The following is a 15,445-nucleotide window of genomic DNA, read 5'->3' as shown; positions in this document are numbered from 1 at the left end:
GGGGGGGCGGCCCGCGGGCCGGCGCCGGCCCGGGCGGGCCGCGGGGGGGCGCGGGGGGGGCGCCGCCGGGGGGGGGGGGGGGGCGGCGCGGGGCGCCCCCCCCCCCCCCCCCCCCCCCCCCCCCCCGCCGCGCGGGTGCTACGGTCGGAAGCGGAGCACCTGCGGGTCGTGGTCGCTGATCTGGTCGTGGAACTCCGCGTTGATGTGCACGCTGTCGTACGCGAAGGTGCCGCGGCGGATGGACGGGCTGATCAGGATCTGGTCCAGGGCCTGGCTGTTGCCCTGGTAGACGTACGAGTAGCGCTCGCTCCGGGGGAGCGACTTGATCGCCGACCAGAGGGTGCCCCTGCCTTCGAGGAGCTCGGTGGTCTTCGAGAACTCGAAGTCGTTGATGTCGCCCAGGGCCACCACGTCGGCGTTCTTCTGGGTCTTGAGGATCTTCGCGGTGAAGTCGTGGACCGCCTTCGCCTGGAGGTGGCGCTGGGTCTCCGAGCTGCGGGACGGGGGCTGGTACTGGGCGGTCAGGCCCTGGTCGCCGCCCTTCGACGCGAAGTGGTTGGCTATGACGATGACCGTGCGGCCCCGGAAGCCGAACTCGCCGGCGAGGGGCTTGCGGCTGTTGGCGAAGGCCTCGGAGGCGGGGTCGATCCGGCCCGGGGAGAGGGTCAGGGCCGCCTTGCCGCGGACCTTGGTGACGCCGGTGGCCGTGGTGGCGTCGCCGCCCGCGCGGTCGGTGAACGAGACCCGGGCGGGGTTGAAGAGGAAGGCCTGGCGGATGTTGCCGCCCGGTTCGCCGCCGTCCTGCTTGTCGGCGGGGTCGACGGAACGCCAGTCGTAGCGGGGGCCGCCGGCCGCCTCGATGGCCTCGATCAGCTCGGCCATCGTCAGGTCGGCGGCGACCGTGCCGTCGTCGGTGGCGCCGTTGTTGTCCTGGATCTCCTCCAGGGACACGATGTCGGGCGACTTGAGGTTGTGCACGATCGCGGCGGCGTGGGCGGCGAAGGTGTCGTCGCCCGGGTCGAGGTTCTCGACGTTGTAGGTGGCGACGGCCAGTTCGTCGCCGCGCTGCTCGCGGGTCGTCTCGCGCCGCAGACCCGCGCTCTCGAGCGTGCCCAGCTCGCTCGCCACGAGGGTGTAGCCGCCGTACTGGTTGTAGTCCAGGGGGCCCGCGGTGGTGCCGGCGAGGGTGTCACCGACGTTCGCGTCGGGGAAGTCGGACGCCTTGCCCAGCGACTGGATCTGGAGACGGCCGGTGTTCTGGGCGCCGTAGGAGCCGTAGACCGTGCCGCCCCGGTGGTTGCGGTGCTCGTGGGGCTTCACCGTGACCCAGAGTTCGGTGTACGGGTCGGTGGCGCCCACCACACGGGTGTCGGAGACCTGGACGTTCATGCCCTCCAGGGACTCGTAGAAGTCCAGGGCGTACCGGGTGGGGCGCAGGGGGAGCGCGTTGACCGAGCCGCCGGCGGCGGGGTCGCCCGCGGGGGTGTAGGCGGCGGGGACGGAGCGGGCGTCGACGGTGGTGGCGGCCGGGAGCGGGTTGCCGCTGGAGGTGACCGTGAACGTGGGGCGGGTGATCTCCGTCAGGGACTGGTTGCCCGAGGACGTGCCGCCGGGGACGTACTCCGAGACCGTGCCGGAGACGGTGACGGCGTCGCCGACCGCCACGCCCTTCGGGGTGGAGCTCGTGAAGACGAAGACGCCCTCGCTGGTGGCCGGGTCGGCGTCCGGGGCGGGGTCCTGGATCCAGAAGCCGCGGGACGAGCCGTAGGTGCGGACGCCGGTGACGACGCCGGTCACGCCGGTGACCTGCTCGCCCGCCAGCGGCGAGATGCGGGTGTCGCCCTGGATGTCGTGGACGCGCACGGTGTCGGCGTGCGCGGGCGACGTGAGGACGACGGTGGATGCCGCGGAACACACGGCGGCGACGGTGAGCGCGGCGAGGCGCGCGGACGACTTGCTAGGCAAGGGATTCCCTCCGGGAAACGTGTGATCCGCCCATTTCTACGCGCGTCAATCTCCAGCCGGGCCGGGCCGCTTGTCAAGGTTTCGGCCATGTACGGCGCCTGAAGGGGAGATGAAGCGGGCGGCATGGGTGGAAATCCGTCTAGGCTGAGCGGCTGAGTCGTTCACGGGCTAGGAGAAACAGCCGATGTCAGACAGCTCCATCATGCCGCCCGCGCGGCTGCGACCCCAAGCGGAGCTGGCGCGCGACGCCCTGTCCACCCCGGTGCTCTCCCGGGCCGCCAGGCTCGCCCGCTGGGCCGGACCGGACACCAGGGTCGACGCCGGCGGTGGGCTCGTCGACGAACAGGTGCCGGCGGCCGCCGCGGAGCTGGGGCTGACCGGGGAGGACGCCGCGGCCGACGCCGGTGAGGCCTGGCGCGTCGCCGTGGACACCGGACTCGTCGAGGTGACCGACGAGGAGGAGGGAACCGTCACCGCGGGGGCCGCACTGGCGCTGCTCACCGGCGGTTCGCCGCAGGACGTGCTCGAGGTGTGGCTCGCGGCCCTGGAGACGGTGCTCGGTGACGCGAGCGTCCCGGACCTGGGCGGACTGGTCGACGCCATCGCCGAGGGGGAGGGGTCCGGAGAGCTCGACCTCACCGCGCTGGACTGGGACCCGGAGGCCGAGGCGGAGTTCCTGGACGGGGTGCTCGGCAACCTCTACTTGCTGACCGTGGGCGGGGAGGGCGTCGAGGGCGCGATGGTGCCGTTGCCCGGGCTGGCCGCGTCGGTGATCGTGCCCGGTGACATGGCCGAGCCCACCAACGACGTCCTGCAGCAGGTGTCCGACGCGATGATGCGGCTGGACGACCAGTTCCGGATGCTGGAACCGGTCGGGCTGGTGGAGTACCGGCCGGTGGACGAGGCGCTGATGGCCGACACCGACGAGGAACCCGCCGCCCCGGGCGACGACACCGACGTCGCCCGGTACGGCATGGTGCGGCTGACCCCGCTCGGGCTGTACGGGCTGCGCGCCCGGCTGCTGGAGGCCGGGTTCGAGGCGCCCGCGGTGGGCGACCTCGTGGACAAGGGCGCGGACGCGCTGCTCGACGGCACGGCCGTCTTCCCGCCGGCCGCCGCCCACGCGGAGACCGAGCAGTGGCTGGCCCGGCGTGAACCGCTCGCCTCCGCACGCGAGTTGCTGGCGGCGGCACGGGGAGCGGACGAAGGCGCGCCGCTGCGGCGGCTGCGGTGCCAGCAGGCGCTGTCGCTGGTCGGCGCCTCGGCGGAGCCCGCGCTGCGGGAGGTGCTGGACGATCCCGAACTCGGCGGGCTGGCCCGGGTGTGGCTGGCCGAGCACGGGGCGACCGACGTACCGCCGCCGTCCGAGGCCCTGATCTTCTGGCTGACCGTCGACACGGTCGCCGCCCAGCTCGCCGCCGAGGGCAACTCCGAGGAACTGCGCTCCCTGGTGGAGGGACTGGCCCGGCAGCACAGCGGCTTCTTCGACACGGCCTGGCGGGTGGAGCACCCGGCCACCGCCGACGTGCTGGAGGCCATGGGACGGCTGCACCCCGACAAGAGGATCGCGAAGGAAGCGCGCAAGGCGGCGTTCAAGGCGCGGTCGCAGCACGGGAACTGAGCTCCGCGGCGGGACCCGCGCGGTTCACGGAAAGGAGGAACTCCGTGACCCTCGGTGTTCAACCGGCGTTCAGGCATGGGCGGGAGCGTGGCGGGCGCACGAGGTTCGCCACCCTCCACGGCCCAGCCACGTCACAGGAGACAGCATGTCGCTCACCCGCAGGGACTTCGCCAGAACGTCCGCGATCGCCGGCGCCGGTGTCGCGCTGACGGGCAGTGTGGCCGCCCTCGCTTCCGCACCCCACGCCCTCGCCACCGCCGACACCGAGAGCGCGGACGACGGAGCGCGGGAAGCGGCGGAGCGGCACGACGGGGTCGGCTACGGGCCGCTCGTCGCGGACCCGGACGGACTCCTCGCCCTGCCCGCCGGGTTCACCTACCGCGTCCTCACCCATGCCGGCAGGACCCGGCTGGAGACGGGCGAGTTCACGCCCGCCGACCACGACGGCACCGCCGCCTTCCCCGGACCTCGCGGCAGCACCCTCCTGGTCAACAACCACGAGATGGACGGCCCGCGCGAGGAGGCCGAGTTCCCCGTCCCGCTCACCGAGGGCCTCGTCTACGACCCGGCCGCACCCGGCGGCTGCACGATCGTCGAGGTGCGCCGCGACGGCGGCGTCGCCGAGTGGGTCGGCATCGCCGGCACCGCCAACAACTGCGCCGGCGGCAGCACCCCCTGGGGCACCTGGCTCACCTGCGAGGAGAACTCCGACCGGGCCGGCGAGAACGGCATGACCAAGGACCACGGCTACGTCTTCGAGGTCGACCCCGCCGACCGGCGCGCCAACCGCGACCCCAAGCCGCTGAAGTTCTTCGGCCGTTACGACCACGAGGCCGTCGTCATCGACGTCAAGCGCGGCCACGCCTACCTCACCGAGGACGCCGACGAGCCCAACGGCCTCTTCTACCGCTGGACCCCGCCGGAGGGCTTCCGCTACGGACCCGGCACCCTGCGCACCCTCGCCGACGACGCCGGCGTCCTCCAGGCGCCCAGGTGCTACGACTCCGGCGGCCGGTACGTCGACGACCTCTCCCGCGCCACGAGGACCGGCACGGTGTACGGCGTCGACTGGGTGGACGTACCCGACCGCGACGCGCGGACCGTCGACGTGCGCGAGCAGTTCGCGGAGGGCGAGGTCACCCGCGCCCGCAAGCTGGAGGGCATGTGGTGGGGCGACGGCGGGGCGTACATCGTCTCCTCGTACGCCCGCGAGGAGAGCCCCGTGCAGCACGACGGCCAGGTCTGGTTCTACGACCCCGGGCGCCGCACGCTGACCCTGAAGGTCCTGCTCGGTGTCAACAGGGACCCGTCCGGGGACGGCGCCTTCGACGGCCCGGACAACATCACCGTCTCGCCGTACGGCGGCCTGATCATCGCCGAGGACGGCGAGGGTGCGCAGCACCTGTTCGGCGCCACCGACAGCGGGCGCACCTACCCCATCGCCCGCAACGAACTCAACATCGGCACCGAGGACGAGCCGGAGTTCAGCGAATTCACCGGCGTCACCTTCTCGCCCGACGGGAAGACCCTGTACGCCAACATCCAGGAACCCGGCATCATGCTCGCCATCACCGGGCCCTGGAAGCGGCAGAAGCGCCGCTGATTAATTCGCTCGCCCGACCGAGGACCGCCCTCCTAGAGTGATGCACGTCCAGGTGCGAAGGCAGGACCTACTTCCACTCATAATGGGGCGGTCACGGGTTCGAGTCCCGTCACCGGCACAACGCGCCGGTGTAGCTCAGGGGTTAGAGCACCATCGTCGGTTCCGCCGGCCTTGATCTCTGGACACCACAACTTCACGCACCTCCCGGTGCGTGGGCGACGGCTCCTTCGCTGCAGACGAATCCAGGCCGCCGCCGACTTGATCTCGGGAGGTGCGGCATTTGGTGGGTGCCCGGTGCGCAGGCAGCGGGTACTTCTCGGATCGGGTTCACTGCGGGTTCGAATCCCGTCATCGGCTTCGGGCCGGTGTGGCGGAAGTGGAAGACGCGCCCGACTTGTTCCGCGGCCGACTCGTTTCTCGGGCACCCTCCTTTGTCGCGCCTCCCTCCGACAGCAAGAAGAATTCGGGGGAATTCACCATGGCGCGATTCAACACCCGGACTGCCAAGGCGCAGCCGGCGTCGCGCGTGACGTCGACCGGCCGTGTGCTGCGTACGTACGAGGGCGGCCGGGGCCGCGAGCGGGAGCCGCGCTCCGAACTCTTCCTGCTCGCCGTGTCCAACTTCGTGACGCAGCAGACCTTCTACGAGACCGGCGACGACCGCGACGACCGGTTCGCGGAGCTCGTGCGCGAGCTCGCCGTGAGCGATCCGTCCTGGACGGCCGGGCTGCTCGGCTGGCTGCGCGGCGAGGGCAACCTGCGGACCGCGTCGATCGTGGGCGCCGCCGAGTACGTCAAGGCCCGCCTGGACGCCGGCGCGACCGACGGCCCCTCGAACCGCCAGGTCGTGGACTCCGTACTGCGGCGCCCCGACGAGCCCGGCGAACTCCTCGCGTACTGGACCTCCCGGTACGGGCGCGGCATCCCCAAGCCCGTCAAGCGCGGTGTCGCCGACGCCGTACGACGGCTCTACGGCGGCAAGGCCCTGCTGAAGTACGACACCGCGTCCAAGGGCTACCGCTTCGGCGACATCCTCAACCTGGTGCACGCGGCACCCGACCCGGACAAGCCGTGGCAGGGAGAGCTGTTCCGGTACGCCCTCGACCGCCGGCACAACCCGGACACCGCGGTGCCGCCCGCCTCGGACCGTGTCCTCACCGCGCACCGCGAGCTGATGGCGCTGCCCGTCGAGGAGCGGCGCGCGGTCGTCACGGCGCCCGACGGGGCCGAGCGGCTCGCCGCCGCGGGTCTCACCTGGGAGGCGCTGGCGGGCTGGCTCCAGGGACCGATGGACAAGGCGGCCTGGGAAGCCGCGATTCCCTCCATGGGGACGATGGCGTTGATCCGGAACCTGCGGAACTTCGACGGGGCCGGGGTCTGCGACGAGGTGGCGGCGCGGGTCGCCGCCCGCATCGCCGACCCGGCGGAGGTCGCGAAGTCCCGGCAGTTCCCCTTCCGGTACCTCGCCGCGTACCGGCACGCGCCGTCGCTGCGCTGGTCGTACCCGCTGGAGCAGGCGCTCGGCCACTCGCTGGCCAACGTGCCCGCGCTGCCCGGCCGCACCCTGGTGCTCGTCGACCGCTCCGGCTCGATGTTCTACTCGCGGATGTCGGACCGCTCCGAGCTCACCCGCGCGGACGCGGCGGCGGTCTTCGGCACGGCGCTCGCGCTGCGGGCCCGGAAGGCGGACCTCGTCGAGTTCGGCTCGACGAGCAGGCCGGTGCCGTTCCGCCGGGGCGAGTCGGTGCTGAGGATCCTCGGCCGGTTCGGCGACCTCGGCGGCACCGACACCACCGAGGCGGTGCGCCGGCACTACCGGGGGCACGACCGGGTGCTGATCGTCACCGACGAGCAGTACGCCCACAGCCACCACGGCGACCCGACCGAGCAGGTCCCGGCGGACGTGCCGGTCTACACCTGGAACCTCGCCGGGTACCGCGCGGGCCACGGCCCGTCGGGCACCGCGAACCGGCACACCTTCGGCGGTCTCTCCGACGCGGCCTTCCGGATGGTTCCGCTGCTGGAGGCCGGCCGGGACGCCGACTGGCCGTGGGCCGTGTGAGGCGGTGCTCCGTTCCGGGACCCTCCCCGCTGCCCGCTCGGTAGGGTACGGGGAGGGTCCCCGGGGTGAGGAGTGGGTGATGGCGCAGGTCAGGTCCATGCGCGCGGACGCCCGCCGCAATCGTGAACTGCTGCTCCAGGCCGCGGTGGAGGCGTTCGCCGCGCACGGTGAGGGCGCTTCGCTCGACGACATCGCCAAGCGGGCGGGCGTCGGATCCGGCACGCTCTACCGGCACTTCCCGACCCGTCAGGCGCTGCTGGAGGCCGCCTACGTCGACCGCATCGAGTCGATCGCGGCCAGTGCCGGCGACCTGGCCGGGCGGCTGCCGCCGGGCGAGGCGCTGGTGGAGTGGCTGAACGAACTCGGCGCCGGGATGCTCCGGATCCGGGGGCTGCGGGCGCTGCTGGGTGCCGCCGTCGGGGACGGCGGCACGGAGTGCTGCGATCCGCTGAAGGGCGCGGTGGGCCGGCTGGTCGGGGCGGCGCGGGAGGCGGGCGTGCTGCGGCGCGACGTCGAGCCCGTCGACGTGCTGCGGCTGGCCCACGGGGTGGCGACGGCCTCGGAGCTGGCGGGCGGGGAGGGCACGCAGATCCGCCGGTACCTGGAGCTGCTGATGACCGGGCTGCGGGCCCCGGACGCCCCCTGAGCGGGGGACGCCCGACGGCTCGCGGAGTGGTTACAGTGCCTGGCCGGCCGGCTTCACCATCCCCCGTACGGTGCGGGACTTCACGAAGTCGCCCATCGCGGTCATCTCCCACTCGCCGGAGTACTGCCGGATCAGCTTCGCCATCATCACGCCCGTCTGCGGTTCGGCGCTGGTGAGGTCGAAGCGGACCAGCTCCTCGCCCGTGGTGGCGTCCAGGAGGCGGCAGTACGCCTTGGCGACCTCGGTGAACTTCTGGCCGGAGAAGGAGTTGACCGTGAAGACCAGGCCGGAGACCTCCTGGGGGAGGCGGCCGAGGTCCACGGTGATCACCTCGTCGTCGCCGCCGCCCTCGCCGGTGAGGTTGTCACCGGAGTGCCGGATCGCGCCGTTCACGATCTGCAGCTTGCCGAAGTAGCAGCTGTCGATGTGGTTGCGCTGCGGGCCGTAGGCGATGACCGAGGCGTCGAGGTCGATGTCCTTGCCGCGGTAGGCCGGCTCCCAGCCGAGGCCCATCTTGACCTGGGAGAGCAGCGGCCGGCCGCCCTTGACCAGGGAGACCGTCTGGTTCTTCTGGAGGCTGACCCGGCCCTTGTCGAGGTTGATCTTCCCGGTGCCGGGGGCGGCGGCGGGCGGGGCCGGGGGAGCGGCGGGCGCGGCGGGTGCCGTGGGAGCGGCGGCCGGCATGGGGGGTGCCTGCGGGGCGGCGGCCGGCTGGGGCGGGGCGGCGGCCGGTTCCTCGACCGTGACGCCGAAGTCGGTGGCGATGCCGGCCAGGCCGTCGGCGTAGCCCTGGCCGACGGCGCGGGCCTTCCAGGCGCCGTTGCGCAGGTAGATCTCGACGATCACCAGGGCCGTCTCGGTGCCGAGGGCCGGGGGTGTGAAGGTGGCCAGGACCGTGTTGTCGTCCGCGTTGCGGAGGGTGGCGGTCGGTTCGATGCCCTGGAAGGTCTGGCCGGCGGCGTCGGGGCTGGCGGTGACGACGATCTTCTCGATGCCGGGGGGTACGGCCGAGGTGTCGACCGTGATGGCGTCGGGGGCGGTGCCGCCCCCGGACCGGTAGGTCACGCCGGGGCCGGCGGGCTGGTTGTAGAAGATGAAGTCGTCGTCGGAGCGCACCTTGCCGTCGGCGGTGAGCAGCAGGCCCGATACGTCGAGCCGCACGGGGGCGGCGACGTCCACCGTCACGCGGACGGCGGGAAGAGGGATGTTCGAGCCGGGGGTCATAGCGGTCATGCGGGGTGAACGAGCGGGGGCGTTTTGCCGTTCCCTTACCTGGGCCCGATCGGGTCGGAGGGAGGTCGCCCCCGCCGCCCCTTCCCGTCCCGAACCCGGGGCTCCGCCCCGGACCCCGCTCCTCAAACGCCGGAGAGGCTGGATTCCAGCCTCTCCGGGGAGTTCGAGGAGCGGAGGTCAGGCGGGGGCGAAAACCCCTACGGCACCACCACGATCTTCCTGCCGACGCCGGACGCGAACTGCTCCAGCGCCTGCGGGTACTGGTCGAGCGGCAGACGGTCGCTGATGAAGACGTCCGGGTCCAGGACGCCCCCGGCGAACAGCTCCGCCGCCCGCTCGTAGCTGTGCAGCACGGCCATGGACCCCGTGATGGTGATCTCCTGGTTGTAGATCCGGTACGGGTCGATCGTCACCCGCGTCGCGTAGTCGGCCACCCCGAACTGGAGGAACGTACCGGCCTTGGCGACCCGGTCCAGGCCGTCCTGGATCGCCGCCGCGTTGCCCGTCGCGTCGATGACGAGGTCCCAGCCCTGGGGCCGGTCCAGCTCGTCCGGCGACGCCGCCGCCGCGGAGACCCCCAGCTGCCGCGCCGTCTCCAGCCGCGCCGGGTTCAGGTCCACCACGTCCACGCTCGCGGCGCCGGTCCGCTTCGCCAGCTCCAGCATCATCAGGCCCATGGTCCCGGACCCGTAGATCAGCACGTGCGCGCCGAGGCGCGACTGGAGCACGTCGTAGCCGCGCACCGCGCACGACAGCGGCTCGATCAGCGCCGCGTCCTGGGTGCGGACGTGCTCGGGGAGCTTCACGCAGTTCGCCACCGGCGCCACCGCGTACTGGGCCGCGCCGCCCGCCGTGGTGACGCCGATCGCGGCCCACCGCTCGCACATGTTGTTGTGGCCGACGCGGCAGTAGCGGCACTCGTGGCAGTACAGGGAGGGGTCGACCGCGACCCGGTCGCCGAGCGACACCTCGGTGACCTGGGAGCCGATGCCGACCACTTCGCCGGCGAACTCGTGCCCCGGCACGATCGGCAGCTTCGGCGCGAACTCGCCCTGGAGGATGTGCAGGTCCGTGCCGCACAGCCCGCACGCGGCGACCTCGACGACGACGTCGCGCGGCCCTGGCGTCGGGTCCGGGACCTCGGCGACGACGGCCTTGCCCACGGACTCGATGACGGCGGCCTTCATTTCACGGCTCCCAACGACAGGCCCTGGACGAGTTTGTCCTGGGCGGCGAACCCCGCGGCGAGCACCGGCAGGGAGATGACGAGCGACGCGGCGCACACCTTGGCCAGGAACAGGCCCTGGCTGGTGATGAAGCCGGTCAGGAAGACGGGGGCGGTCTCGGCGACCACGCCCGTCAGGACCCGGGCGAAAAGCAGTTCGTTCCAGCTGAAGATGAAGCAGATGAGGGAGGTGGCGGCGATGCCGGGGAGCGCGATGGGCGCGACCACCCGGGCCAGGATCGTCGGCAGTTTCGCGCCGTCCACCCGCGCGGCCTCGATGATCGCGACCGGGACCTCGGCGAGGAAGGACTGCATCATCCACACCGCGATCGGCAGGTTCATGGAGGTGTAGAGGATGACCAGCAGCCAGATGTTGTCCAGCATGTCCGTGTTCTTGGCGAACAGGTAGATCGGCAGCAGGCCGGCCACGACGGGCAGCATCTTGGTGGAGAGGAAGAAGAAGAGGACGTCCGTCCACTTCTTCACCGGGCGGATGGACAGGGCGTACGCGGCGGGCAGCGCCAGGACCAGGACGAACAGGGTCGACACGATCGACGCCACCGCGGAGTTGATCAGCGCCGGCCAGGGGCTGGCGCCGCCGTCGGCGCCGAAGAACTCGCGGTAGCCGTCGAGGGTGAGGGCGGCGGTGAAGGACGGCGGGTTGGTGGCCGCGTCCGTCTCGGAGTGGAAGGACGTCAGCGCCATCCAGGCGATGGGCAGGAAGAACACGATGCCGGCCAGCCAGGCGACCAGGCCGAGACCCGCTCCGCCGCGGAACCGGCCGCCGGTGCGTACGGTGGTGCTGCTCATGCGCGGGACACCTCCTCGCGGAACAGGGACGAGACCACGCGCAGGGCGAAGGTCGCGATGATGATGGAGCCGATGACGACCAGGACGCCGGCGGCCGAGGCGAGGCCGTTCTCGTGGGCCTGGTAGAAGGTCTGGTAGACGGTGTAGGGCAGGTTGGCGGTGCCCAGGCCGCCGGACGTGATGGTGAAGACCGCGTCGAAGTTCTGCACGATGTAGATCGAGCCGAGCAGGGCGCCCAGTTCGAGGTAGCGGCGCAGGTGGGGCAGGGTGAGGTGGACGAAGATCTGCCAGTCGCTGGCGCCGTCGACGCGGGCGGCCTCGATCTGCTGCTGGTCCCGGCTCTGCAGTCCGGCGAGCAGGATCAGCATCATGAACGGGGTCCACTGCCACACCAGTGAGGCCTCGACGGCGAGCAGCGGGGTGCCCGAGATCCAGTCGGGCTGGGGGCCGCCGACGTAGTGCAGCAGGCCGTTGAGGAGTCCGTACTCGGGGTTGTAGAGGACGTGTTTCCACAGCAGCGCGGCCGCCACCGGGACCACCAGGAACGGGGCGATGAGCAGGGTGCGGACGATGCCCCGGCCGCGGAACTTCCGGTCCAGCAGCAGGGCGAGCAGCAGTCCGAGGACCAGGCTGGCGAGGACGACCGCGACGGTCAGCAGGATCGTCGTCCAGACCGACTTGCGCAGGGCCGCGTCGGTGAGGACCTCCTGGTAGTTCTCGAAGCCGGCGAAGTGACGGGCGTCGGGGTAGAGGGAGTTCCAGTCGAAGAAGGAGATCACCAGCGTCGCCACGAAGGGCAGCTGGGTCACCGCGATCATGAAGATCAGGGCGGGCAGCAGGGGGGCCCGGGTGGCCCAGGCGCGCAGCCGGGCGGAGGGCGGGCGGAGGGCGGAGCGTGTCTCCGGTGCGGCCACGGGGGCCGTTGTCGTGGCGGTCATCGTCCCTCGTACTCCTCGGCGATCTCTTCTGCCAGCTGCTGGGACTTCTTCAGGGCCGACTCGACGGACTGGCGTCCGGCGATGGCCGCGCTGATCTCCTGGGAGACCTTGGTGCCGAGATCGGTGAACTCGGGGATGCCGACGAACTGGATGCCGGGCGCCGGACGGGGCTGGACGCCGGGGTCGTCGGGCCGGGCCTGCTCGATGGCCGCCTTGGTCATCTCCTGGAAGGCGGCGGCCTCCGCGCGGTAGTCGGGGCTGGCGTAGGTGGAGGCGCGCTTTCCGGCCGGGATGTTCGACCAGCCGATCTCGTCGCCGACCAGCTGCTCGTACTCCTTGCTGGAGGCCCAGGAGACGAACTTCCAGGCGTTGTCGGGGTTGCGGGAGGCGTGCTGGATGCCCCAGGCCCAGGTGTAGAGCCAGCCGGAGGACTCGGTCTTCTCGACGGGCGCGGGGGCGTAACCGACCTTGCCCTTGACGGGGGAGTCGGCGGCCTCCAGGGAGCCGGCCGCGGAGGTGGCGTCGTACCACATGGCGACCTTGCCCTGGGTCATGTTGTTCAGGCACTCGGCGAAGCCGGCCTGGGGGGCGCCGGACTCGCCGTGCTCGCGGACCAGGCCGACGTAGAACTCCACGGCCTCCTTCCACTCGGGGGAGTCGAGCCGGGCCTTCCAGTCCTTGTCGAACCAGGTGCCGCCGAAGGTGTTGACCACGGTGGTCAGCGGGGCCATGACCTCGCCCCAGCCGGGCAGCCCGCGCAGGCAGATGCCCTTCATGCCCGGTTCGGCGCCGTCGAGTTCGGCGGCGAGGTCGGCGACCTGTTGCCAGGTGGGGTCGGCGGGCATGGTCAGGCCCTCCTTCTCGAAGATGTCCTTGCGGTACATCAGGAAGGACGACTCGCCGTAGAAGGGCTGGCCGTAGAGCTTGCCGTCGTCGCCGGTGAGGGACTGGCGCATCGGCTTGAGGACGTCCTGCTCGTCGTAGGAGGCGTCCTCGTCGACATAGGAGTCCATCTCGTGGAGCCAGCCGTTGCGGGCGTAGATGGGGATCTCGTAGTTGGACAGGGTGGCCACGTCGTACTGGCCGGCCTGGTTGGCGAAGTCCTGGCTGATCTTGTCGCGGACGTCGTTCTCCGGCAGCACGGTGAAGTTGACCTTGATGCCGGTTTCCTCGGTGAAGTGGTCCGCGGTCAGCTTCTGCAACTCGACCATCTGCGGGTTGTTGACCATCAGGACGTTGATGGAGTCACCGCCGGATCCGGCCCCGCCCGCTCCGACCCAGCAGCCGGAGAGCAGCGGGGCGAGCAGCGTCCCTGCGGCGGCCGCGGCGAGTGTGGCTCGCGGCGGCCTCCGTCGGCTCTGGGTTCGCATGGATCGCTCCTGGACATAGAGGGAGGTAACGGGCGCGACCCGGTGTGGGTCGGCCCGAGGGGGGGAGGTGGAACGGTGTGCTGATCTGGTTCAGACCCGGATGACCTGCGGCCCCAGCAGGGAGTAGCGATGGGCCTCGGCCGCCGGGAGCAGGGTGCTCGTGACGATCGCCTCCAGCGCGCCGACCTCGGCGAACCGGCAGAAGCTGACCGCCCCGAACTTGGTGTGGACACCGGCGAACACCACCCGGCGGGAGGCCCGGACCGCCTGTGCCTTGACCTCGCTGACCGCGGGGTCGGGCGTGGTCAGTCCGTGTTCGCGGGAGATCCCGTTGGCGCCGATGAACGCCAGGTCGATGACGAAACCGGAGAGCATCCTCGTCGTCCAGTGGTCGACGGTGGCGAGGGTTCCGGAGCGGACCCGGCCGCCGAGCAGCAGGACGGACGTGGTGCCGGTCTCCGCGAGCGCGCCCGCGACCGGCAGGGAGGCGGTGACCACGGTGAGCGGCCGGTCGGTGGGCAGGGCCTCGGCGATGAGCTGGGGGGTGAAGCCCTCGTCGACGAAGACCGTCTCGGCGTCCCCGATCAGCTCGGCCGCGGCGGCCGCGACCCTGCGCTTCTCGGGGACGTGGCTGGTGGCGCGGAAGGCGAGCGTCGTCTCGAAGCCGGCGCTCTCCACGGGATAGGCGCCGCCGTGGGTGCGGCGCACCAGACCGTGGTCCTCCAGGGCGCGCAGGTCCCGTCGCACGGTCTCCTTGGCCACGCCCAGGTCGGCGGCGAGCGCGCTGACGTCGACCGAGCCGGTGGTGCGCGCCACCCGTACGATCTCCCGCTGGCGTTCTTCGGCCGTCCTGTTGCTCATGGCCGGACTCCCGTTTCCTGGTCTCGCTGCCCGTTCGGGCCCGGTGGGACCCATGCAGGAAGTTCTACAGCGGGCTTTCGGAGCTGACCAGGCCTGTCGCGAGTCCGTTGCTGCCCGGTTGTGCCCGTTCGGATCGTCCGGTGTCCGGCTCGGACCTGGGAGGGCGCGGGGGAGCGGGTGGGAGCGGGCAGCGCGGATGCCCGAATGCCGCGGCGGGCGGGCCCGTTCGGTGCCCGCCCGCCGTCGGATGCGTCGATTTTCCGCCGGAGTTGCTCCGTCGGTTCAGTACGGCCAGATGGGCGGGTCGGTGACGAAGTGGCCGCCCAGGCGGGCGTGCGCCGGGTTGTCCGGGTCCAGTTCGCCCTGTTCGGCAATGAGCTTCTCGGCGTACGGCTCGGAGTCGTCCTGGGGTTCGTAGCCGAGCGCCCGCGCGGAGGAAAGGTCCCACCACAGGCGGGTGTTGGCGGAGGAGCCGTGGACGACGGTGTGGCCGACGTCCTCGGCGGTCAGGGCGGCGTGGAAGAGGCGGGCGCCGTCGGCGGGGCTCATCCACACCGAGAGCATGCGCACGCTGGTCGGTTCGGGGAAGCAGGAGCCGATGCGCACGGAGACGGTCTCGATGCCGTGCTTGTCCCAGTAGAGCTGGGCGAGGTCCTCGCCGAAGCACTTGGACAGGCCGTAGAAGGTGTCGGGGCGGCGCGGGGTGTCGACGGGGATGAGGGGGTCGTCGCCCCGCGGGCGCGGGGTGTAGCCGACGGCGTGGTTGGAGGAGGCGAAGACGACGCGCTTGACGCCCTCCTCGCGGGCGGCCTCGTACAGGTGGTACGTGCCCTCGATGTTGGCCTTCAGGATCTTCTCGAACGGGGCTTCCAGGGAGATGCCCGCGAGGTGGATGATCGCGTCGACGCCGCGGACCGCCTCGCGCACGGCGTCCCGGTCGGCGAGGTCCGCGACGATCGCGTCCGGTTCGCCGTCGATCGGGCGCAGGTCGAGCAGGCGCAGGTCGTAGCCGAGGTCCGGGAGCAGGCCCCGCATCAGCGTGCCGAGGCCGCCGGCGGCGCCGGTGAGCAGAACGGTGCGGGGAGCGGGCATCCTCGGGTCTCCTTGCCTC

12 protein-coding genes and 1 tRNA gene are annotated in these 15,445 nt (G+C 71.8%); 5 read left to right on the top strand and 8 right to left on the bottom strand.

The window, feature by feature from the left end; genetic code table 11:
* Nucleotides 1-138: 138 nt before the first annotated feature.
* Complete coding sequence (locus tag ACH5AO_RS28395) at nucleotides 139-1,965, bottom strand: endonuclease/exonuclease/phosphatase family protein (RefSeq protein WP_398929491.1); 1,827 nt, start codon at nucleotides 1,963-1,965, stop codon at nucleotides 139-141.
* A gap of 184 nt (nucleotides 1,966-2,149) precedes the next feature.
* Here ACH5AO_RS28395 and ACH5AO_RS28390 point away from each other — a divergent pair, with 184 nt between their 5' ends.
* The 5 genes from ACH5AO_RS28390 to ACH5AO_RS28370 all read left to right on the top strand — a co-directional run bounded on the left by ACH5AO_RS28390 (nucleotide 2,150) and on the right by ACH5AO_RS28370 (nucleotide 7,897).
* Nucleotides 2,150-3,586: a hypothetical protein gene (locus ACH5AO_RS28390; protein ID WP_398929489.1), complete on the top strand. Its 1,437-nt coding sequence runs from the start codon at nucleotides 2,150-2,152 to the stop codon at nucleotides 3,584-3,586.
* A 145-nt stretch (nucleotides 3,587-3,731) separates the two neighbouring features.
* Nucleotides 3,732-5,189, top strand: coding sequence for an alkaline phosphatase PhoX (locus tag ACH5AO_RS28385; protein ID WP_398929487.1), 1,458 nt, complete (start codon nucleotides 3,732-3,734; stop codon nucleotides 5,187-5,189).
* A gap of 45 nt (nucleotides 5,190-5,234) precedes the next feature.
* Nucleotides 5,235-5,304: transfer RNA gene (locus ACH5AO_RS28380), tRNA-Met, on the top strand.
* A gap of 363 nt (nucleotides 5,305-5,667) precedes the next feature.
* On the top strand, nucleotides 5,668-7,251 hold the full coding sequence (locus tag ACH5AO_RS28375; protein WP_398929485.1) for a TROVE domain-containing protein: 1,584 nt from the start codon (nucleotides 5,668-5,670) through the stop codon (nucleotides 7,249-7,251).
* A 79-nt stretch (nucleotides 7,252-7,330) separates the two neighbouring features.
* Nucleotides 7,331-7,897 carry a TetR/AcrR family transcriptional regulator gene (locus ACH5AO_RS28370; RefSeq protein WP_398929483.1) on the top strand — a complete coding sequence of 189 codons (567 nt, stop codon included), beginning with the start codon at nucleotides 7,331-7,333 and terminating at the stop codon, nucleotides 7,895-7,897.
* A gap of 30 nt (nucleotides 7,898-7,927) precedes the next feature.
* On the opposite strand, the gene ACH5AO_RS28365 is transcribed toward ACH5AO_RS28370, so the two are convergent.
* The 7 genes from ACH5AO_RS28365 to ACH5AO_RS28335 all read right to left on the bottom strand — a co-directional run bounded on the left by ACH5AO_RS28365 (nucleotide 7,928) and on the right by ACH5AO_RS28335 (nucleotide 15,426).
* Nucleotides 7,928-9,121, bottom strand: coding sequence for a TerD family protein (locus tag ACH5AO_RS28365; protein WP_398929503.1), 1,194 nt, complete (start codon nucleotides 9,119-9,121; stop codon nucleotides 7,928-7,930).
* 206 nt (nucleotides 9,122-9,327) lie between these two features.
* Complete coding sequence (locus ACH5AO_RS28360; protein WP_030858624.1) at nucleotides 9,328-10,317, bottom strand: zinc-dependent alcohol dehydrogenase family protein; 990 nt, start codon at nucleotides 10,315-10,317, stop codon at nucleotides 9,328-9,330.
* Complete coding sequence (locus ACH5AO_RS28355; protein WP_030858622.1) at nucleotides 10,314-11,165, bottom strand: carbohydrate ABC transporter permease; 852 nt, start codon at nucleotides 11,163-11,165, stop codon at nucleotides 10,314-10,316. Before ACH5AO_RS28355 ends, ACH5AO_RS28360 begins: the two co-directional genes overlap by 4 nt.
* Nucleotides 11,162-12,103 (bottom strand): carbohydrate ABC transporter permease, encoded by a 942-nt coding sequence (locus ACH5AO_RS28350; RefSeq protein ID WP_398929481.1) that lies wholly within the window; start codon nucleotides 12,101-12,103, stop codon nucleotides 11,162-11,164. Before ACH5AO_RS28350 ends, ACH5AO_RS28355 begins: the two co-directional genes overlap by 4 nt.
* Nucleotides 12,100-13,473 carry an ABC transporter substrate-binding protein gene (locus ACH5AO_RS28345; RefSeq protein WP_398929479.1) on the bottom strand — a complete coding sequence of 458 codons (1,374 nt, stop codon included), beginning with the start codon at nucleotides 13,471-13,473 and terminating at the stop codon, nucleotides 12,100-12,102. The genes ACH5AO_RS28350 and ACH5AO_RS28345 overlap by 4 nt, the downstream gene beginning before the upstream one ends.
* Before the next feature lie 90 nt (nucleotides 13,474-13,563).
* On the bottom strand, nucleotides 13,564-14,334 hold the full coding sequence (locus tag ACH5AO_RS28340) for a DeoR/GlpR family DNA-binding transcription regulator (protein ID WP_030858617.1): 771 nt from the start codon (nucleotides 14,332-14,334) through the stop codon (nucleotides 13,564-13,566).
* Nucleotides 14,335-14,616: 282 nt separating this feature from the next.
* On the bottom strand, nucleotides 14,617-15,426 hold the full coding sequence (locus ACH5AO_RS28335) for an NAD-dependent epimerase/dehydratase family protein (RefSeq protein WP_398929476.1): 810 nt from the start codon (nucleotides 15,424-15,426) through the stop codon (nucleotides 14,617-14,619).
* Between the last annotated feature and the right edge of the window lie 19 nt (nucleotides 15,427-15,445).

Origin of the sequence: Streptomyces sp. NPDC018964 (assembly GCF_044390325.1) — a bacterium.
Taxonomy (GTDB): domain Bacteria; phylum Actinomycetota; class Actinomycetes; order Streptomycetales; family Streptomycetaceae; genus Streptomyces.
The sequence above is the reverse complement of the archived record's forward strand: the minus strand, read 5'-3'. Positions and strand labels throughout refer to the sequence as shown.